This window comes from Cellvibrio sp. KY-GH-1 (assembly GCF_008806975.1).
Classification (GTDB): Bacteria; Pseudomonadota; Gammaproteobacteria; order Pseudomonadales; family Cellvibrionaceae; genus Cellvibrio.
In genome coordinates this window covers 1,892,566-1,912,140 of record NZ_CP031728.1, presented here as the reverse complement: position 1 = coordinate 1,912,140, position 19,575 = coordinate 1,892,566, and the positions used below count along the sequence as shown (strand labels likewise).

Annotated in this window: 15 protein-coding genes; 2 read left to right on the top strand and 13 right to left on the bottom strand. The window is 50.3% G+C overall.

The annotated features are described in order from the left end of the window. The first annotated feature begins 6 nt into the window (after window positions 1–6). Window positions 7–1,677, top strand: a complete 1,671-nt coding sequence (locus D0C16_RS08125) for a conjugal transfer protein TraG N-terminal domain-containing protein (RefSeq protein ID WP_151031844.1) — start codon at window positions 7–9, stop codon at window positions 1,675–1,677. Between the two features lie 17 nt (window positions 1,678–1,694). On the opposite strand, the gene D0C16_RS08120 is transcribed toward D0C16_RS08125, so the two are convergent. The 10 genes from D0C16_RS08120 to D0C16_RS08075 all read right to left on the bottom strand — a co-directional run bounded on the left by D0C16_RS08120 (window position 1,695) and on the right by D0C16_RS08075 (window position 14,187). Next, window positions 1,695–1,997 (bottom strand): hypothetical protein, encoded by a 303-nt coding sequence (locus tag D0C16_RS08120; RefSeq protein WP_151031843.1) that lies wholly within the window; start codon window positions 1,995–1,997, stop codon window positions 1,695–1,697. Window positions 1,998–2,487: 490 nt separating this feature from the next. Next, complete coding sequence (locus D0C16_RS08115) at window positions 2,488–4,440, bottom strand: FTR1 family protein (protein WP_225318955.1); 1,953 nt, start codon at window positions 4,438–4,440, stop codon at window positions 2,488–2,490. 48 nt (window positions 4,441–4,488) lie between these two features. Continuing rightward, window positions 4,489–6,303 (bottom strand): heavy metal translocating P-type ATPase, encoded by a 1,815-nt coding sequence (locus D0C16_RS08110; RefSeq protein WP_225318954.1) that lies wholly within the window; start codon window positions 6,301–6,303, stop codon window positions 4,489–4,491. A gap of 329 nt (window positions 6,304–6,632) precedes the next feature. Continuing rightward, complete coding sequence (locus tag D0C16_RS08105; protein ID WP_151031841.1) at window positions 6,633–7,049, bottom strand: hypothetical protein; 417 nt, start codon at window positions 7,047–7,049, stop codon at window positions 6,633–6,635. A gap of 73 nt (window positions 7,050–7,122) precedes the next feature. Continuing rightward, window positions 7,123–7,437, bottom strand: a complete 315-nt coding sequence (locus D0C16_RS08100; protein WP_151031840.1) for a P-II family nitrogen regulator — start codon at window positions 7,435–7,437, stop codon at window positions 7,123–7,125. 88 nt (window positions 7,438–7,525) lie between these two features. Beyond that, window positions 7,526–10,642: an efflux RND transporter permease subunit gene (locus D0C16_RS08095; protein ID WP_151031839.1), complete on the bottom strand. Its 3,117-nt coding sequence runs from the start codon at window positions 10,640–10,642 to the stop codon at window positions 7,526–7,528. A 50-nt stretch (window positions 10,643–10,692) separates the two neighbouring features. Then, a complete protein-coding gene (locus D0C16_RS08090; RefSeq protein ID WP_225318953.1) occupies window positions 10,693–11,670 on the bottom strand; it encodes an efflux RND transporter periplasmic adaptor subunit in 978 nt (325 codons plus the stop codon). 38 nt (window positions 11,671–11,708) lie between these two features. Further along, window positions 11,709–12,983 carry a TolC family protein gene (locus D0C16_RS08085; protein WP_151031837.1) on the bottom strand — a complete coding sequence of 425 codons (1,275 nt, stop codon included), beginning with the start codon at window positions 12,981–12,983 and terminating at the stop codon, window positions 11,709–11,711. A gap of 81 nt (window positions 12,984–13,064) precedes the next feature. After that, window positions 13,065–13,442, bottom strand: coding sequence for a hypothetical protein (locus D0C16_RS08080; RefSeq protein ID WP_151031836.1), 378 nt, complete (start codon window positions 13,440–13,442; stop codon window positions 13,065–13,067). 82 nt (window positions 13,443–13,524) lie between these two features. Continuing rightward, a complete protein-coding gene (locus D0C16_RS08075) occupies window positions 13,525–14,187 on the bottom strand; it encodes a cation transporter (protein ID WP_151031835.1) in 663 nt (220 codons plus the stop codon). A gap of 81 nt (window positions 14,188–14,268) precedes the next feature. On the opposite strand from D0C16_RS08075, the gene cadR reads away from it, so the two are divergent. Continuing rightward, window positions 14,269–14,664: a Cd(II)/Pb(II)-responsive transcriptional regulator gene (cadR, locus tag D0C16_RS08070; RefSeq protein ID WP_151031834.1), complete on the top strand. Its 396-nt coding sequence runs from the start codon at window positions 14,269–14,271 to the stop codon at window positions 14,662–14,664. A gap of 99 nt (window positions 14,665–14,763) precedes the next feature. Here the strand turns inward: cadR and D0C16_RS08065 are convergent, their stop codons facing one another. From D0C16_RS08065 to D0C16_RS08055, 3 genes are all read right to left on the bottom strand, one after another. Then, a complete protein-coding gene (locus D0C16_RS08065) occupies window positions 14,764–17,883 on the bottom strand; it encodes an efflux RND transporter permease subunit (protein ID WP_151031833.1) in 3,120 nt (1,039 codons plus the stop codon). Beyond that, window positions 17,876–19,111, bottom strand: coding sequence for an efflux RND transporter periplasmic adaptor subunit (locus tag D0C16_RS08060; RefSeq protein WP_151031832.1), 1,236 nt, complete (start codon window positions 19,109–19,111; stop codon window positions 17,876–17,878). The genes D0C16_RS08065 and D0C16_RS08060 overlap by 8 nt, the downstream gene beginning before the upstream one ends. Window positions 19,112–19,207: 96 nt before the next feature. Further along, window positions 19,208–19,564, bottom strand: coding sequence for a hypothetical protein (locus tag D0C16_RS08055; protein WP_151031831.1), 357 nt, complete (start codon window positions 19,562–19,564; stop codon window positions 19,208–19,210). Window positions 19,565–19,575 lie beyond the last annotated feature (11 nt).

Here is a 19,575-nt window from a genome sequence, read left to right as displayed (position 1 = left end):
GGACGTATGCCTGTCGGAAGTACAATCGAACTATACACCACGATACTCGGCTGGATTTTGTATGACGCCATTTGGGGGATATTGGCCTACACGGGCCTTGTTCTCGTTCCGTTTATTATCACTATCATTAATGTAGTTATTGAAACTCGGGATTCCGCTCAGGAGATTTCGGCAGAGGGTTTGATCCGTATCCTGGAAACCCGGATTTACGTCATGATCGGTGTAGTCTTGTTTGCCGCACAGCCGCTGATCAATGTTAATCCGTCAAAGACAACCTACACCCAATATCGATGTGGGGTGACCTCATCGAAAAGCTTGACTAAAACCATGACTGAATTGGCTTATGGGGATAGTAAAAGTACCTTGGATAAATCGACGGGAACCTTTGCTGTCATGCTCGATGGACGCACACCCCGAGCGCCGATTTGGTGGTATCTGGTTACCAAGTTAAATCATGCGATTACTCAGACTGCCCGACAGGAATTACCTTGCCAGGCAGATCTGCGCACGATGGGGGCAGGGCTGTCCAAACTGAATATTGCCGACAAAGCACTTAAAGATGAGTTGAAGGATTTCTATAAAGATTGCTGGCAACCAGCAGCTAACCAATTCGCCCGAGAACGTATTCCGGAAGATGACCTGCCAACGAAATTTAAGGGTGGGGCAGTGTATGACGATATCACTTGGCCAGGTAGCGAATTCTTTATTAACCGCTCAGGGTATTACGACACCCTCCGGGCTACAGCTGCTGTACCGGCGTTCCCTTATGAATCCTTGAGAGACAGTGTCAAAGCTCCTGAACCGCCCACAGGCGTCGATACAGGCGGTTATCCGACGTGTCATGAGTGGTGGTTAGGGTATCCTGCAGATGGCGTTAGTTTTGACAGCGATAAAGGCCTCCGGGAACGCATGCTGACGTATATCAAGAACGACGCCATACCTGACGACTCCGAAGACAGTACCGGCGCCTGGTGGAAGTTCTGGGCAGAGGACAAGTTTGCCACCGCTGGAGATGCGGATGATGCCCTTATCAAAACTACGCTTAATGCGGAAAGTGAAGAAATTCAACTGGAGCTGACTAACGGCGCCTCGGAATATGGTGGCGTGATGGGCTCAACCACAGATCATGTTTTGCGAGGAATGCGATCGCTGATTGGAGGTGCAGGATTATTAATTGGTGGTGCCAAAAAGGCTGTAGAGGTTGAAATGGTTCGCCAGGTTGCACCTATGGTGCAATCCATGGTTCTTCTGATCTTTACGGTTGGTTTACCATTGCTACTAGCGATTGGTTCTTTTTCTCTGAAAAACATGATTGCATTAACGCTGCTGCAATTTAGCATTATTTTCTGGGGATTCTTATTTGCGCTGGCAGCTTGGCTGGATAACTTCCTATTGTCCGGGCTTTGGTCTGGCGCCGACAAAAATGCCAATATGCTTATGGATACATTAATGCCTAATACCAGCGGTGTAGGTACTCAAATTCTTGCAATCAGTTGGGTTACCTGGATGCTCTACACCTTGGCTCCCCTTGTATTCACTTATTGCTTAGGAGTATTGGGGATTCGTGCGGGAAATCAGATATCTACCTTGATAAATCAAGACTCATCATCAGTAGGTGGAGCTGGAGGAAAGGGGGCGGACCTTGCACAAAAGGTAATTACAAAGGGAAAAAAATAATAGTTAGGCGGTGATGCCTATTGCTTCTTATAGCAATGCTCACCGCCATATCCCAGCTCTCCTTCAGCGTTGTAACCATATTCACCTGGCTTGGTATAAATGCTGTCACTCTCATCATTAGAGTCAGATGTGTTGGTCGTAGAAGCCCAAGCTGAAAGAACCGCTACAAACACCTTAGCCATGACAGTCAAAATCGCCACTAAGATCAAGCCAGCATGTTTGCCTAACCACCAAGTCGCTTTGGCCAATGTCAACAACACCACACCAGCAACCTTGGCGGTCTTATTCCAATCGACGCGATGTGTGTCTTTAGTGATCATGGCTCATTCCTCAAGGCATAGGTAGATTTTCAATATATAGCAGATCCAGGGTAAATGGAAAGTGAACAACATAGTGGAAGTACTTTTTGGCGCACAAATCTTTGAGTGTCATTCCTTAGTCAAAATTGTAAAATGCTTACATCGAATGTTCACCGACTGTCTTTTACTCTGACAATCGATTAGCTACAAAATCAAGCATGTCTTTTATAGGACTTGTAAAAAGTTAATGCAAAAAACTGGTCTTGATTCCAAACGTGAAAATGTGTTTTTGATACATGTTCAGCATGGGTACTAGCTCGCAATATTAGATTTTTTTGTTAAGGATACCCACTGGTTTCATCGGCCTTTCCGACAAAAGTAGTCTTGGCGCGATACGTTAAAAAAACCGACGATTTAAAATATGGCCGGGCTTTTTTAATTGTGATTTTACTCTACGTTTTCAAACAGCTTCAAATCGTCTTCTGTGCTTTCCATCGCCCAAATATATTTCCTAAATATCAATTTTGATCTCCCTATTGCGGGTCTTAAGCCAGTTAACACTGATGTATCCCAATACTATCAAGGCAACCAACATCTGTGCGGTCAATGTTTCCAGCGTCGGATAAAGTCCGAGCCATTCTACGCGCGGAGTAGCAATTAAACTTACACTAATCCATCCAGCTTCTTGCAACGCTGACACACCTTTGCCAGTCAATATTACTGCTAGGATCATTACCAGAATGGAAGTGAAAGAGAAGAACTTCTCTAACGGCATGCGTGCGGTGGTGCGTAACAATATCCATGCAATCACAGCCAATAATAATACTGCTGTGAAAAAACCGGCTATAAGTGCTTCACTATTTCCATCTGCTGCCAGAGCGGAATAGAACAGCACAGTTTCAAAAACTTCTCGATACACCGCGATGAACGCCAGCGCAAATAGCGCCCATGCTGATCGACTCGAAACCGCCGCTGATAATTTTCCTTTCAGATAATCTTGCCACTTACCCGCACTGCTTTTTTGATGCATCCATAGCCCAACACTCAGCAAAACGACAGCGGCGAGTAATGACCCAACACCCTCGGTCACCTCGCGGTTAGCACCACTGATTCCTATCAAATAAGTTGCTACCACCCACGTCAGGACTCCCGCTATCAAGGCGCTTATCCATCCCCTGTGAACGTGGCGGAGCGCATCGGGTTTATCAGTCTTTTTCAGGAATGTGATCATGCCGATAACAATTAACAATGCCTCAACACCTTCGCGCAAAAGAATGGTGAGCGCCCCGATGAAAGTAGTCGCAGGGTCTGCTTTTGCTTCTTGTAATACGCCATCAACTTGCGAAAAAAGCAGCTCCAATTGGATGGCCGCCGCTTCAGCATCCTCGATTGTTCCTTTGGCAACCGCTGAGCGATAGTCGAGCATCGCTGTTTCAACAGCAATCATCAGTGTGCTGTCGCGAGTGGCGACTATGGGCTCAAGTGGTTCGAAACCATCCAGATAGGCCGACAAGCTCAAACGGGTAGCAAGATTTCGATCTCCGGCTCGCACAGCGGCGAGACTTTCTGCAAGACGCAACCGCGATAACGCCAAGCCTATGGGTTTATTTGCTTCTACTACAGTGGGATTGGCCCTGAGGTATGCCGTTATAGTATGAGCTGTACTTTCTTTTACTGTCTCGGCCAGACCTGCCTCGGTGATCGTTGTAAGCGCGGTTAAATCGACGAAGCGGCCCTTTATCTGATCATGGTTGTTAGCCCACAGTTGTTTACCGTGTTCGCGCATGGTCTCATCGTGGGAAAGTGTTCCGATATAAAATGCGAGCGACCATCGATCTTCTTCCGATAGTGAATTAAAACTCACCATCGAAGTGCCTTCCACACCTTGGGAAATTACTTGGTAGAGAGCCATCAGACTCCTTGTACGAGCACGCTCCGCATCCGTAAACGCAATCGGTTTAGGTTCCAGGTTTTTTGCAAGCAAACCATCGCCTTTTCCTTCTGCTCCATGGCATGAAGCGCATTGCGCTGCATACAGAGATTGACCACGAACAAGATCGGGAACAGTTCTTGGCGCTACCGGAAAGGGATAGGCGGTTATCAAGAGTGCGTTTGCTTGTTGCGCTAGTGGGGCGACGTTTTTACTCGCTTCCTTCCGCAGAACAGCTGCTCGCAGTTCAGCTATCTTGTCGGCAATATTTTGTTTAGATTCATGCTCGGGTAACAACTGTAATTGCGCGCCTGCGTTCTCCGTGAAATCCAACATTTCAGCATATTCGGCTTCGCTGATGATGACGCCGTCTGCAACCGCTCCACTGTAGTCAACCGCGACGTAATCAAGCAGCTGCCATAACTGCTTCGAATCTCCGGGAGCAACACTTTGTGCAAATGCAGAACCTGCAATAAGAAACCAGGTTACAACAACACTGACGATACACATATGGAAACGTTTCAAATCATTCACCTTTATTTTTACCTTCGAGCTTAGGGAGTGGGCAGATATAAATCAGTATCAAAATTTCATCCGCTGAATTCGCACCGCATTTAAAATGGCCAGTAATGCCACACCAACATCGGCAAAAACAGCTTCCCACATCGTTGCCAAACCACCTGCACCCAATATCAATACCACCACCTTTACACCGAAGGCGAGGGAAATATTTTGCCAAACGATGCGTTTAGTTTGCTTGCCGATAGCAATGGCAGTGGGAATTTTGCTGGGTCTGTCATCTTGAATGACGACATCGGCTGTTTCGATAGTTGCATCGCTGCCTAAGCCGCCCATCGCTATACCGACATCGCTCAATGCAACTACGGGTGCGTCATTAACACCATCCCCTACGAAAGCAACGGTTTCGTTTTGCGCTTTGATTTCTTTTACCTTGTTAACTTTATCCTCGGGTAACAAATCGCCAAACGCGTTTTTGATACCTAATTTTTGCGCAACAAATTGCACCACAGAGCTTTTATCACCACTTAGCATTGTGATGTTAACGCCGAGTTGTTTAAGCGTATCTATTGTTAATTGCGCGTCCTCCTTTATGCTATCAGCAATGGTCAAATAGCCTGCGAATTTACGGTCGTAACTGATGGCAATAACCGTATGCACAATGCTGGCAGGATCTACATCGTATTGAACAGAAAATTTGTTGAGCAATCGAAAATTTCCAACTAGCAATTCTTTACCGTTGATTTCAGCTTTAAGTCCGTGGCCAGAGATTTCTTCCACATTGTTCAATGTAATATCGGTATCAATAGCACCAACAAATTGACTGATGGCGGTGGCTACTGGATGCGTACTTTGACTTTCCAGTGCATTGACCATGTTGAGGATTTCATCTCGATTGAAGTCAGGCTTGAGATTTACTTCTTGTACTTTGAATACGCCCTCCGTCATGGTGCCAGTTTTATCCATCACCACGTTTTTAATAGTTGACATGGTGTCCAGGAAGTTGCTGCCTTTGAATAAAATTCCATTTTTACTTGCAGCGCCTATGCCCCCAAAATAGCCGAGCGGAATACTGATTACCAAAGCACAAGGGCATGAGATCACCAGGAAAATCAGTGCGCGATACAACCATTGGCTGAACACATAAGTCTCAACAAAAAAGTACGGCAACAGACAAATCACAACACCTAATACAACCACAATCGGAGTGTATATTTTGGCGAATTTACGGATGAACAATTCGGTGGGAGCTTTTTGTGCAGAAGCGTTTTGCACTAGTTCTAAAATTCTGGACAGCTTGCTGTCGCTATAGGCGGCGGTCACTTTGACTTGCGATACCACATTTAGATTAATCATGCCTGCTAAAACAGTCTCACCTTTGGTTTTGGTGTCAGGATTACTTTCACCTGTCAGTGCTGCTGTATTGAAGGAAGCGGTTTCGGATAAAAGCGCACCATCCAAACCTAATTTTTCACCTGCTCTAAGCTGGATAATATCCCCAATGCTGACTGTTTCTGCTTTCAGCATAATTGCTTGATTATTTCGTAATACAGTTACTTCATCGGGGCGTTGGTCAAGCAGTGTTTTAATATTGGTTTTCGCTCTTTTGACTGCAAGAGTCTGAAATACTTCACCTACGGAGTAAAACAACATCACGGCAACACCTTCAGGGTATTCGCCAATAGCAAAGGCGCCAAGAGTTGCAATGCTCATCAATAAAAATTCAGAAAATACTTCACCTTTGACAATGTTCTCAACCGCTTCTTTTAACACAGGTAGACCAACAGGTAAGTAGGCAGCAACGTACCAACCAATGCGCAGCCAGCCAGTAAACCAAGTTTGCGGAACATAATTATCCAGAATTATCGCAATTAGCAATGCAATTAAACTAATCGCAGCGGGTAGAAACAGTTCGAAGTTACGGTCGCTACTGCTGGCATGATTATGGTCATCATCATCGGTATGCTGTTCGTGATCGTCAGCCGCACAACAACAATTTTTCACGGATTTGTTTTTTATTAGCGCATCAGCCTGGACATTTATTTTTCCTTCTTCTGTGCAGCACAGTTGTTTTCCCTGTGCATCGTAGCTGTGTGTATGTTCCATAGCGTTTTTCCTTGACTCGAAAAATTGCGATAAAAATGGGCGTCATTAATAGTGCTGACCCAGCACCAGCTCACAGTAAGTAACGTGGGCATGAAAGACGATCAGTGAGCCTCATGCGGCTTTTTTTGATAACTGGCTTTAATGATCAATGCCTGTTGGTGAATGTCATTGATCACTACCGAAAAAGATCCTGTACGTCGGGTATTGGGGCCGTAATGCAGGTGACAGGGTGAATAATCTGTATTGAGAGTTTTTAATAAAACACCTTGGGTATCAAGTATGCGAAGCTGCAATTGTCCGCAAGCGATATGCGGTCTTTTTTGTGTTGGGCCAATGCCACCGCTTATGGTCAACGTGCCGTCGTTAAAGTTGGCTGTCGCATTGCTTAATTCAAGGTTGTGCTGACGCAACGCATCCTCTTCAAACACAATACCGGAGGTATTGGGTACTGTTGTTTGGCAAGCGCTAAGAAATAAGGCAACGACGATTGCAATGAGTATCCGGGAAAGAGTGAGCATAAAAATTTTCCTGTAGTGAATTGAAAGGCGACGGGGAAAAACTTTCCCGTCGCACATTTTTCAGTGCCTACACTTAGGAACCCCCGATGGGCCACGCCTGTTCAATAGCACTCACATAAACCCATCCGGATACATCGGTGCCGATACGACCAGTCTCGCGGATAATGCTGGTAATCGATTCCACTTCCCCGTCTTCACAGGGGAGTGACAATTGCACCTCAGAAATAACTAGCCGGGCTTCTGACGAATAGGTCAATTCAAAATCACCCAACGGTTTAAGTGTGCCTTTGACATCTTGCAAATTGAGATTGCGATAACCAGCATCATTCAGCGCATCAATAACAGCAGTTACCCGCACGTGGTGTAAGAGAGCAGTGATCAGTTTCATAGTTCCAGTCTCCTGACAAAGGCGCGCCTCAGGTTTTCAACGCGCCAGAATTGGGTTGTCACCAGCGCAGGGCTGGTGACAGCTCAGGTTATTGACCTTTTAGTGTTTCGCGATAAGCCATACGGTATAAGCCCGGCAAGACCAGCAGGGTCAATATGGTGGATGAAATAATCCCGCCAATGACCACCGTAGCTAATGGCCGTTGCACTTCTGCGCCGGTACCAGTATTTAATGCCATAGGCAGGAAGCCCAATGCCGCTACCAGCGCTACCATCAATATCGGCCGTAACCGCAGCATGGCGCCCTCGCGAATGGCAACTTCCAATGGTAAGCCGCTCTTCAACCCATCGCGGAATGCCGACACCATCATCACCCCGGTCAATACCGCGACACCGGATAGGGTGATAAAACCTACACCTGCTGTAATCGACAACGGAATGTCCCGTAGCCACAGGAAAATGACTCCGCCCGTAAGCGCCAGTGGAACACCACTGAACACAAGCAGCGCATCCCTGGCCGAACCAAAAGTCATCAATAGCAATGCGAAAATCATCAGTAAGGTCAAAGGCACCAGTAGTGTTAGGCGCGCAGATGCGGACTGTAACTGTTCGAAGGTTCCACCGTAATCGAGCCAGTAGCCTGGTGGCAGCTTGACCTGCTGCGCGATTTTTTCTTGTGCTTCGGCCACAAACCCGCCCAGATCCCGATCACTTACGTTGGCTGTCACCACCAGCCGTCGCTTGCCGTTCTCACGGCTGATTTGGTTGGCACCGGGAGCCAGGGTGATACGGGCAACTTCACCCAAGGGGACATAACCGCCGTCCGGGAGGGGAATGGGTAAATTGGAGAGTGCCTTCAGGTCATTGCGCAGAATTTCTGGAAGCCGGACCACCAGTTCAAAGCGCTGGTCGCCATCAAACATCTGTCCTGCCTCTTCACCGCCCGTCGCGGCAGCCAGCGTGTCCTGGACCTCGGAAATGTTCAGGCCGTAACGCAACAAGATATCCCGATCAGCTTCCACAGAGAGGATGGGTAAACCCTCTGTCTGTTCGATCTTCACCTCTTCAGCGCCCTCAATGCGGTTAAGCACGGCAGCAATACGGTTTCCGGCTGTGCGCAACTGTTCCAAATCGTCGCCATAGATTTTCACACCCAGATCGGAGCGGACACCGGAGATCAATTCATTAACCCGCATCTGGATGGGTTGGCTGATTTCGTAGGCATTGCCAGGGACTTTTTCCAAGGCTTCTTCAATGGCTTCAAGTACCTCCGCCTTGGGCTTGTCCGGATCCGGCCAGTCCGCGTTATCTTTCAACATGACATACCCATCGGAAACATTGGGTCCCATAGGGTCACTTGCCACTTCGGCGGTACCGACCCGGGCAAAAACGGTATTTACCTCGGGTACCGCTTTCAATGCATGCTCCACCTGGAATTGCATCTCCACAGACTGGCTGAGGCTCGTACCGGGAATCCGTAAGGCTTGCACTGCAATATCGTGTTCATCCAGTTCTGGAATAAACTCGGTACCCATGCGGGACGCCAGCCAGCCGGATCCAATCACCAATACCACCGCGCTGATCAGGATGGGTACACGGCGGTGAAGTGCCATGTCGAGTGTCGGTCCGTAAGCAGCGCGAGATTTGGCGATTATCCGGCTTTCCTTTTCCTCGATCCTGCCCGTCATACACAGTGCCAGTGCCGCTGGAACGAAGGTCAAGGACAGTACTAGCGCACCGAGTAAAGCCATGATCACTGTGAGCGCCATCGGGATGAACATTTTGCCTTCCACGCCGGTTAGCGCGAGGATGGGAATATTCACCAGGATCACCACCAGCACACTGATAAGACTAGGCGTGAACACTTCACGGGTTGCCCTGAACACTGTTTCCAACCGTTCCTCCAGACTCAGAAGCTGGCCCACATGGTGTTGGCGTTGGGCAAGTCGCAGCAGGCAGTTCTCAACAATGATCACGGCACCATCCACGATAAGGCCAAAATCCAGTGCACCGAGACTCATCAGGTTTGCACTGACTTTGGTCTGTACCATCCCGGTCATGAGAATGAGCATGGACAGAGGAATCACCAGGGCGGTGAGCAGTGCGGCGCGGACATTGCCAAGCATGACCAACAGCACAACGACGACCAAAATTGCACCTTCCAGCAGATTCTTTTGTACTGTAGAGATGGTCTTTTCCACTAATGCGGTGCGGTCATATACGGCTTCTGCCGTCACTCCATTTGGTAAGGTGCGGTTGATGTCGTCAAGCTTGGCGGCCACAGCGCGAGATACGATTCGGCTGTTTTCACCGACCAGCATGACAGCCGTACCGAGCACGGTTTCCTCACCATCGCGAGTAGCAGCGCCGGTACGCAATTCGTTACCCAGCCCCACCTGTGCCAGATCGCCAATCGTCACTGGAACCCCGTCACGACGCCCGATAATCACGGTTTTAATCGCTGCAATATCGGCGAGCTGACCCGGTGCCCGAATCAGGTATTGCTCGCCGTTTTTTTCGATATAACCAGCCCCGATGTTGGTGTTGTTATTTTTGAGTGCATCAACGAGATCATCAAATACCACACCATAAGCCAGCATTAGTGCTGGATCCGGGGTGATATGAAGCTGCTTTTCGAAACCGCCGATGGTGTTGATCTCGGTAACCCCCGGCACCAGGCGTAATTGCGGGCGTATTATCCAGTCCTGCAAGGTGCGTAGCGCCATGGCATCGTAAGGTTCGCCATTGGGTTGACGTGCTTTGGGATCGGCGTGTACTGAATAGTGAAAAATCTCACCCAGCCCCGTTGCTACTGGCCCCATCTCCGGTTCAATGCTGGACGGCAATTGACTTTTTACCTGTTGCAGGCGTTCGTTGAGGATATTGCGCGCAAAGTAAATATCCGTGCCGTCTTCAAACACAACAGTCACTTGGGACAGCGCATACCGGGAGATAGATCGGGTACTTTCTACATGGGGCAGTCCGGCAATGGCCACCTCAACTAGGTAAGTGATTCGCTGCTCGACTTCCAGGGGTGAATAGCCTGGAGCCTGAGTATTGATCTGGACCTGGACATTGGTAATGTCCGGCACCGCATCGATAGGCAGGCGCTGGTAATTCCAGATTCCGGCTACCGCAATGACCACTACGAAAAACAAAATCAGCCATCGGCGCGCGATAGAAAATTGGATCAGTGCATCAACCATTGCGTGTTACTCCTGTCAGGCAGGAGGACACAATGCCGCCGTTATTGTTATTAATCGTCATCTTCAATGCTCTCCTTGCCCAGATCTGCTTTCAGGATAAAGCTGTTAACTGCGACATAGGATTCACCTGCCACCAGACCGCTGACAATTTCGGTGTAACGGTGATCGGTACGCCCGGTTTGAATTGGCCGAGCTTCAAAGCCGTCAGCTTCTTTAACAAATACAACCGTCTCTCCATCTAGGGTTTGCAGGGCTTCATTGCGTACTGCCACGGCGGCCGGGGTTTCCGAAAGAATGACCTCTGCATTCACAAAATGCCCTGGTATCCAATGGCCTTCGGTATTTTTTAATGAGGCACGGGCAATGATGGACTGGTTAACCGGGTTGGCGATTCCACTCACATACTCCAATCGGCCTTCTGCTTCCAACTGGCGTTGTGGTTGCTGGATAAGGACTGGCTGGCCTGACTTGACCTGACCAACAGCCCGGGGGAAAACATTCAAATCTACGGAGACGGTCGCAGCATTCATGATGGTAAACAAAGGTGTGTCTGTGGTTTGTTCACCTACGGCACCCTGACGGTTGGTAATTACACCGGAGACCGTAGCAGTCACGTTGTACACCTTGAGGCTTTCGTTGCTTTCAATGGTCGCCAGCACTTCACCCGCAGAAACATTGTCTCCTGGTTTGCGGGCCAACTGTCTGATAACACCGGGAAAGCGTGCTGCGATATGTTGGAAGCCCTCGGCATTGGGCGTTACGACACCGTACAGCGGCAATGTTTGACGAACGGAAACCGGTCCTGCTTTGACGATTTGAATACCGGCCTTGCGTAATTGCTCGGCAGTCAATTTGATTTTTCCATCCGCCTCATGCTCTTCATCCTCTTCGGATTTTTCATCTTTATCGACCTGTTTGGGCGATTTCTTGGCTCCTTCATGTTCCGTATGTTTCTCGTCGTCCTTATCCGCCGCGTGAGCTACAGGGAGACTGCTTACAATACAGGCCAATGCCAGAACGCAAGCCATGGCTGGCGTCCTGGTCAGCCAGTTCAGATTGGATAAATTCATGGTGCAACCTCGGTGTGTTGTTCGGTAAATGCGGCACCTGTCAGCCGCTCCAGTTCAATCCGGGTGTACTGCACACGTTGTGCAGCATCGATTACGGCGAGTTGTGCATCCAGCAGCTCCCCTTGGGCGAGGGTCAATTCCAGATAGCTGTACCGGCCCAGATCAAATCCTTGGGCGGTCTCCTGCAGTGCACGTTTTAATGCCGGTACCACGCGGGTACGAAGCATTTCAAGTTCGCTCACTGCTTGCTGTTGCTCTTCAAAAAGGCCAGCTAATTCAGCCTGAAGGCGAATACGGGTACTGCGGTGGGCTTGCTCGGCACCGGCTTGCTGCGCTGTCGCTGTGGCGATGACACCCGTAGCGCGTTTTGTTGTACCCAGCGGCATACTCAGGCCAACTACAGCCGCTGAGTCACCGGTTTCTTCAAGCCGCCGGATACCTGCACTCCATTCCAGATCTCCCCGCCGGTTCGAACGGGCTTCGCGCAGCTCTGCTGCCCGCAAGTCAATCTCGGTGGCCAGCATGGTTAAATCAGGGTTTGCATCCAGACGCGACTCAAGTTCGGGTAAGGAGATGGATGGGGGTAACGCGTACAAATCACCTTGAGCAGTCTGAAAATCAGGGGTGGGGTCTGCCCAATAGCCCGACAACCGGAGGCGTTCACCGCGAACTTGCTGTCTTGCTTGTTGTAAGGCAATCGAGGTGCGAGCAAGTCCTGCTTCAGCGCGTAGCAGCTCTGCTTCCGGAATGCGCCCGGCTTGTACCAATTTGCGAAGGGAGTCCATGGTATTGCGGGCAAGTTGGTCGGCTTCGGTGCGTATTGCCAACTGCTCTTGCGCGGCGATCAGTTGCAAAAATTGCCGGGTTACATCCGATAGCAAATCCAGCGTGAGTAGCCGTTGTTCAGATTGCAATTGTTGCTGCCGCGCCGTGACCACGCCCAAACGGGCATCACGCTTATCGCCCAACTCGATCACCGAGGAGACGGCGATAGTCAATTCGCTGGCTTGTGTACCGCGCAGCTCTCCGGAACCGGCAACATTTTCGAGTTCAGCCGCGAGCCGATATTCCGGACGCAATGCGGCTGTTTGTTGTTCGCCTTTCAGGGCGTCTTCCTTGAATCGGTATCCGGATAGCTCGGGGTTGTATTGGAGTGTTGCCTTAAGCGCATCGTCCAGTCGGATCGACTCCGTGGGTGCTGCCGTTACCCAAGGGGAATAGCACAGGATTGTGATCGCCAGACGTGCGATCACGGTAGAAAAAAAACGCATGGTGTTACTCCAGCCTCAATGACATTAACTCAATAAGCGATGCTTATTGGAGTGTGTAAGGATTTCCAAACAAGGAAACAATCAGGCGTGGATAGATGGCGGAGCACGCAGCGGTGGGCGCAAGCCCGGCTGATGACGAATGGGGGGATGAGGAATTGGTAGCGCGGATAATGCAGGCAAACCTACAGAAAGTACAATCAGGAAGACAGTGAGCAATGGCCCTAACACATCCCACTGATAGGGTTTGGTGGAGAGCGATTGTGACTGGTTTATATCGATATCCTGGTCTGCGTCTCCAGCTTTACTCACCGGGTGACCATCCATTACATCAATGTGAAAGGATACGGGTGGTTCATTGCCATCGAGACAAAAATGCCCATGCACACCGCTCCAGCTAATCATTAGCCAGAATGACAGTGCAATCAACGCATAAAGCCGGTGGCGTAAAATGGATTTCACCGAATCAGTGTCCTGTAGGCGACGTTTAACCAAACCGCATGGGCGGATTGGTTAAAGCCTATCAGGAATTTGCACATAAGAATCATTCGTGTCCACTATTTTGTGAGGATCCACAAGGTTTATCGCAGCATGGTGCCGGAGCACGGTGCTCTTTCAACTCTCGTTTGGCATCGCTCAAAATCAGCCAGGCCCCGCGCAAAATCAGGATGACAATTAGACTGCCAATGATGATGTCCGGCCAGCGTGAACCCACCCAAGCCACTAGCGCGCCACTGATAATCACCCCAAGATTTGCCAGCACATCGTTGGTGGAAAAAATCCAGCTTGCTCGCATGTGCACTTCGCCATGACGATGCTTCTGAATTAATAACAGGCAGGTGACGTTGGCGGCCAGTGCAACCAGTCCCATACCTATCATGAGTTGCGATGCAGGTTCACTGCCAAACACAACGCGCCGGACAATGTCGATCAGGATGATTGCTGCCAGCAACAACTGAAAATACCCGCTCACCAGTGCCGCTTTTGCTTTGTCAGTAATGGCCCGACCCACTGCGTACAGTGCAATGCCATATACGATGGCGTCCGCCAGCATATCCAGTGAGTCTGCAATCAAACCGGTAGATTGGGCAAACCAGCCAACCCCTAGCTCCAATATAAACATAACGGCATTGATGCTCAGCAACCAATAGAGAACAGTCCTTTGTTCACCGTCCTTTAACTCAACTTCGCAGTCGCAATCACTCATGAAAAAAATCTCCTGATAGCCCGGATATACGTAATCACTATAAACTCTATAGCCACTAGAGGGTCAAGAGAGAGTCGTTTTATGAAAATTGGAGCCTTGGCAAAACAAACAGGTTTGTCAGTTCAAACAATCCGGTTCTATGAACAGGAAGGGTTGGTGCCAATTCCACAACGTACGGAAGGCAACTATCGGCTTTACGATATCGAATCGTTACGACAATTAGGATTTATCAAACAATGCCGTAACCTGGGTCTTAAGCTTGATGAAATACGGGAATTAATTAAATATCAGGCTACACCAGAAGAAGCCTGCAAAGAGATCAACCATATTGTTGATGCGCACGTGCAAGAAGTCGATGCGCGAATCACTGAATTAACAGTATTGCGTGAACAATTGGTGGGGTTGCGCAGACAATGTGATAGTGAACGGTCGGTTAAAGATTGCGGTATCTTGCGAAACCTGCTTGAGCAGGGTTAGCACGAGGTATCAGTACCATTCATGCCTAACCCCGCGCTATCATTATTGTGTTCCCGATAAGTTGATGTTGTTACTCTCAATGGGTTATGGCCAGCACAATTACCGACTTCTGCTGCGCAATAGCCAATAAGCCGCAGGCAAGACAAAGAGTGACAATAAGGGCGCAGTCAGCATACCGCCGACCATGGGGGCGGCAATGCGTCCCATGATTTCCGAGCCAGTACCGCTACCCAGAAAGATCGGCAGCAAACCCGCAACAATGACCGTCACAGTCATCATCTTGGGACGCACCCGCAACACGGCACCTTCCTGAATAGCATCCACCAAATCCTGCTCACTGGTTGTTCCTACCTCGATGCGTCGCTGCCAAGCCTGTTTCAGGTACAGCAACATAATGACACCAAATTCAGCAGATACCCCGGCAAGAGCGATAAAACCGACGGCGGTGGCAACCGAAAGATTGTAGTCCATCAGATACAACAGCCAGATACCGCCAGTCAACGCGAATGGCAGGGTTCCCATGATCAACAAGGCTTCATCCAATCGGGAAAAGGTTAGAAATAGCAGCACCAGGACAATGGCGAGCGTTGCTGGAATTATCCATTGCAATCGAGCATTGGCCCGCTCCATAAATTCAAATTGCCCTGCATAGCTGATACTGGTTCCGGGCGAGAGCGTAACGTTTTTTTGAATAGCCTTTTGTAATGCCTCCACTGTCGATCCCAAGTCCCGGTCGCGCACATCGATATACACGATACCGATTGGACGGGCATTTTCGCTTTTGACCATACTGGGTCCATCGGTCACTGTAATGGTCGCGATGGCTCCCAATGTGATCTGCATGCCCATCGGTGTAATTACTGGCAGATTCTGCAATTTGCCAATACTGTCCCGCCAGTCACGGGGATAACGGACATTGATGGGAAAGCGCGCCCGGCCATCAATTACTTCACCGATGTTCTCGCCGCCAATCAAGCTGCTCACCACGGACTGTGCCTGGGCCATACTGAGCCCATAACGCGCCAGTGTCGGTCGATTAAAAGTAATGTCGAGATAGCGGCCACCGCCGGTTCGCTCCGCTACCGCCGAGGAAACTCCCGGAATGGTTTTGGCAACTTGCTCCACTTGATTTGCTATCTGATCGATATCCGCCAGAGATTGGCCTGCTATTTTGACCCCGATTGGGCTTTTGATGCCGGTGGCAAGCATGTCGATGCGGTTGCGGATAGGAGGTATCCACAAGTTCGCAAGACCCGGTACTTTGACCTTTGCATCCAGCTCGGCCATGAGTTTTTCCGGTGTCATGCCGGGGCGCCACTGGTCAAGAGGTTTGAACTGGATGGTAGTTTCAAACATTTCCATCGGTGCGGGATCCGTCGCACTATTGCTGCGGCCTGCCTTGCCAAACACGCGGGCGACTTCCGGCACGGATTTAATAAGACGATCAGTTTGTTGCAGCAATTGGCTAGCTTGTTGCGCGCTGAGTCCTGGCAAGGCACTGGGCATGTAGAGCAAATCACCCTCATCAAGTGGCGGCAGGAACTCACTGCCCAACCGGTATAGCGGCCATGCTGTGGTCAACAGGATAATCCCGGCCATTACAAGCGTGATACGCGGATAACCCAGTACTCCTGCCAGCAAGGGTTGATACACCCGAATCAGCCAGCGATTGAGTGGATTACTATTCTCTTCTGGAATACGGCCACGAATCCAATAGCCCATTAGTACCGGAATCAGGGTAATGGATAACCCAGCCGCAGCAGCCATCGCATAGGTTTTAGTGAAGGCCAGCGGACCGAATAGGCGTCCTTCCTGCGCCTCCAATGTGAACACCGGGATGAATGATAGAGTCACAATCAGCAGGGAGAAAAACAACGCTGCTCCAACTTCGGCGGCTGCCTGAGCCAGTACCTGCCAGCGAGGTCCATCTTCCAAATCTTGTGCGGGATGTTCGTGTTGCCAGCGCTCCAGGTGCTTATGCGCATTTTCAATCATCACAATGGCTGCATCTACCATGGCGCCGATGGCAATGGCGATACCACCCAGCGACATAATGTTGGCATTGATGCCCTGGTAGCGCATGACGATGAAGGCCACCAACACCCCAAGCGGTAGGGCCACAATCGCCACCAACGCAGAGCGCCAGTGCCAAAGAAAAACAGCGCACACCAGCGCCACTACTAGAAACTCCTCCAGTAATTTGTGGCTGAGATTTGTTACTGCGCGATCAATCAGGCTGCTGCGGTCATAGGTGGTGAGTATCTCAACACCCGTTGGCAAGCTGCTTTGCAATTGCGCCAATTTTTCCTTAACAGCGGCGATAGTTGCACGAGCATTCCCGCCTGAACGCATGACTACCACACCGCCGGTGACTTCACCTTCACCGTCCAGTTCAGCGATGCCTCGGCGCATTTCCGGCCCCCGCTGGATTGTTGCAACATCCCCCAGTGTCACCGGGATGTTATTAACCAGCGCAATAGGAATTGCCTTGAAGTCCTCTGCCGTATGCAGGTAACCACGGGCACGCACCATCAGTTCCGCCTCGCCAGCGACCACCACGCCACCACCGGTTTCCTGGTTGGCCTGCTGGATAGCCGCAATTACGGTACCGTGCGAGACGTTGTAGGCGGCGAGCCGAACCGGATCCAGTATTACTTGGTATTGATTGACCATGCCACCAATGGCGGCGACTTCCGAAACATCCGGCAACGGTGCCAATTCAAAGCGGAGGAACCAGTCCTGAAGTGCGCGTAATTGGGCGATATCATGCCCACCGGTTTTGTCAATCAAGGCGTATTGGAAGATCCATCCCACACCAGTGGCATCAGGCCCCAGCGACGGTATTGCTCCGCGTGGTAATTGGGCCTGCACTTGGCTCAATGATTCAAGGACACGTGAGCGCGCCCAATAAAGGTCTGTACCATCCTCAAACAGGACATAGACAAAACTATCTCCATACAGCGAATAGCCCCGCACGTTGCTGGCACCCGGCACCGAGAGCATTTTGCTGGCTAGCGGGTAAGTCACTTGGTTTTCCACCAACTCCGGTGCTTGCCCTGGAAAGGATGTACGGATAATTACTTGCACATCGGAGAGATCTGGCAAGGCGTCAACCGGCGTGGTTTTCACGGCCCAGATGCCCCAACCGGTTAGCAGCAATGACACCAGCAATACCAGCACCCGGTGGGCGATGGACCAATGAATAACACGGCTAATCATGGTCGTGCTCCCCTTTGGCTGGTTCCGGTGTTAGCCCAAGAAACGACGCTTCGGAATCCAGCAAAAATTGACCGCTGGCCACGACTGTTTGACCTTCCTCTAATCCCTTGCCAATAAGGGTTTGATCGCCCATTTCCTGACCGGGAGTGACAGCGACTGGCCGAAACTGTCCCTCCGCCTCGACAACCATAACCAGCGTGCGTTTACCGGTGCGAATAACCGCTTCGGTCGGTATAAAAAGCGCCGTTTCCTTGCCTCCGGATTGAATGGTGACTTGTCCAGTTGTACCCGAAGTGAGGATCCCCTCGGGATTATCCAGCACTATCCGGGCGATGCGTGCACGCGTGGTGGAATTGAGGGTTGGCAATACCTGGTCGATGTGTCCTGTAAGTGCTGGATCTTCAGGATTGGCTGACCTGAATCTGGCGGAATCACCAGTCCGCAATGCGCCGGATAGTCCTTCAGGAATTGCCGCTTCTAACCACAAGGTCTCGGTGCCATTGATTTGCGCGAGTGTTGCGCCGCTATCCAACGCCATACCGTTTTTGACACCCAGTAGCGTGATCACTCCGTCGATGGGCGACGTGAGCGTGATCCGTGTTTCCGGTTGACGTGTTTTTTCAACCTGTTTAATTAAGGATTCAGGCATCCCCAGTAACAAGAGCCGTGTACGCAGGGTCTTTAACCGTTGGGTGTTGCTGGCTACCGGTTGAGACAGCAATTCATTTTGCGCATCAAGCCATTCTGGTATGTGTAACTCCGCAATGGGTTGACCTGAGATGACTCGATCACCCATAGCAAGTGGCCAGACTTTTTCGATAAACCCGGCAGCCCGCAACTGCAAAATGGCTTGACGACGCTCATTGAATTGCAGCTGCCCGGTAACATCCAGCACTTGTTTGACCGGCAAGCGTTCGACTTTGGCCGTACGCAGACCGAGATTCTGGACTAGCGACGGCGACAGGCTCATGGCAGATTCCTGCTTGCCCGCCTCGGCATATTTAGGCACCAGTTCCATATCCATAAAGGGCGACTTGCCCGGCTTATCAAAATGCTGGTCGGGTACCATAGGGTCATACCAATAAAGTACCTTGGGTTCCTGCTTGACTGGATCGGGTACCGAGGTGGCGGTATCTGCCACAAGATGCAAGTTCGCACCTATGGCGATACCCAGTACGAGGGCGCCTATTGCAACGGGCACCCACAGGCGTGGTGAATGAGGTTTCATACAAAATTCCTGACAGACGATAAAAACCATTCCGCCCGAAAACAGGGGTTCAGAGCAGAGCCCATCACCGCGTCAGGCGGGAATTATCAAGGTCAATCAGGAAACGCTTGGAGGTCGCCAGATACTGGCGGGATTTAATGCCGTGATGCGTGGCAACGGTGGCTTAAGTGATACGGAAAGATCCGCAAATGATGTAAAAACCGTTGGTACTGGCAGATAAACCTGGCCCGGTGTTTTACAGAGATGGCAGGATTGGGTGGTTTTGCAGGGTGTAGCATTGGTAGTTTCATCCTTGTCCGGACAGCACGGCATGGATTCACCGCTGTCGGTATCATCCATCCCCATGGCCATTTCCTCCGGGCATGGCGATGCTGACAACATAGCTTCTGCCGCCACTTGCAGGGGCATCAGGATGCTGAGCAGTAATACAACGAGCAGTGTGTATCGGGCCATGTTCCTATTCT

Excerpts from the sequence above, each read along its gene's own strand:
- D0C16_RS08125 (WP_151031844.1), top strand. The coding sequence starts at position 7 with ATGCCTGTCGGAAGTACAATCGAACTATACACCACGATACTCGGCTGG.
- D0C16_RS08120 (WP_151031843.1), bottom strand. The coding sequence starts at position 1,997 with ATGATCACTAAAGACACACATCGCGTCGATTGGAATAAGACCGCCAAG.
- D0C16_RS08105 (WP_151031841.1), bottom strand. The coding sequence starts at position 7,049 with ATGCTCACTCTTTCCCGGATACTCATTGCAATCGTCGTTGCCTTATTT.
- D0C16_RS08100 (WP_151031840.1), bottom strand. The coding sequence starts at position 7,437 with ATGAAACTGATCACTGCTCTCTTACACCACGTGCGGGTAACTGCTGTT.
- D0C16_RS08095 (WP_151031839.1), bottom strand. The coding sequence starts at position 10,642 with ATGGTTGATGCACTGATCCAATTTTCTATCGCGCGCCGATGGCTGATT.
- D0C16_RS08090 (WP_225318953.1), bottom strand. The coding sequence starts at position 11,670 with ATGGCTTGCGTTCTGGCATTGGCCTGTATTGTAAGCAGTCTCCCTGTA.
- D0C16_RS08085 (WP_151031837.1), bottom strand. The coding sequence starts at position 12,983 with ATGCGTTTTTTTTCTACCGTGATCGCACGTCTGGCGATCACAATCCTG.
- D0C16_RS08075 (WP_151031835.1), bottom strand. The coding sequence starts at position 14,187 with ATGAGTGATTGCGACTGCGAAGTTGAGTTAAAGGACGGTGAACAAAGG.
- cadR (WP_151031834.1), top strand. The coding sequence starts at position 14,269 with ATGAAAATTGGAGCCTTGGCAAAACAAACAGGTTTGTCAGTTCAAACA.
- D0C16_RS08065 (WP_151031833.1), bottom strand. The coding sequence starts at position 17,883 with ATGATTAGCCGTGTTATTCATTGGTCCATCGCCCACCGGGTGCTGGTA.
- D0C16_RS08060 (WP_151031832.1), bottom strand. The coding sequence starts at position 19,111 with ATGAAACCTCATTCACCACGCCTGTGGGTGCCCGTTGCAATAGGCGCC.
- D0C16_RS08055 (WP_151031831.1), bottom strand. The coding sequence starts at position 19,564 with ATGGCCCGATACACACTGCTCGTTGTATTACTGCTCAGCATCCTGATG.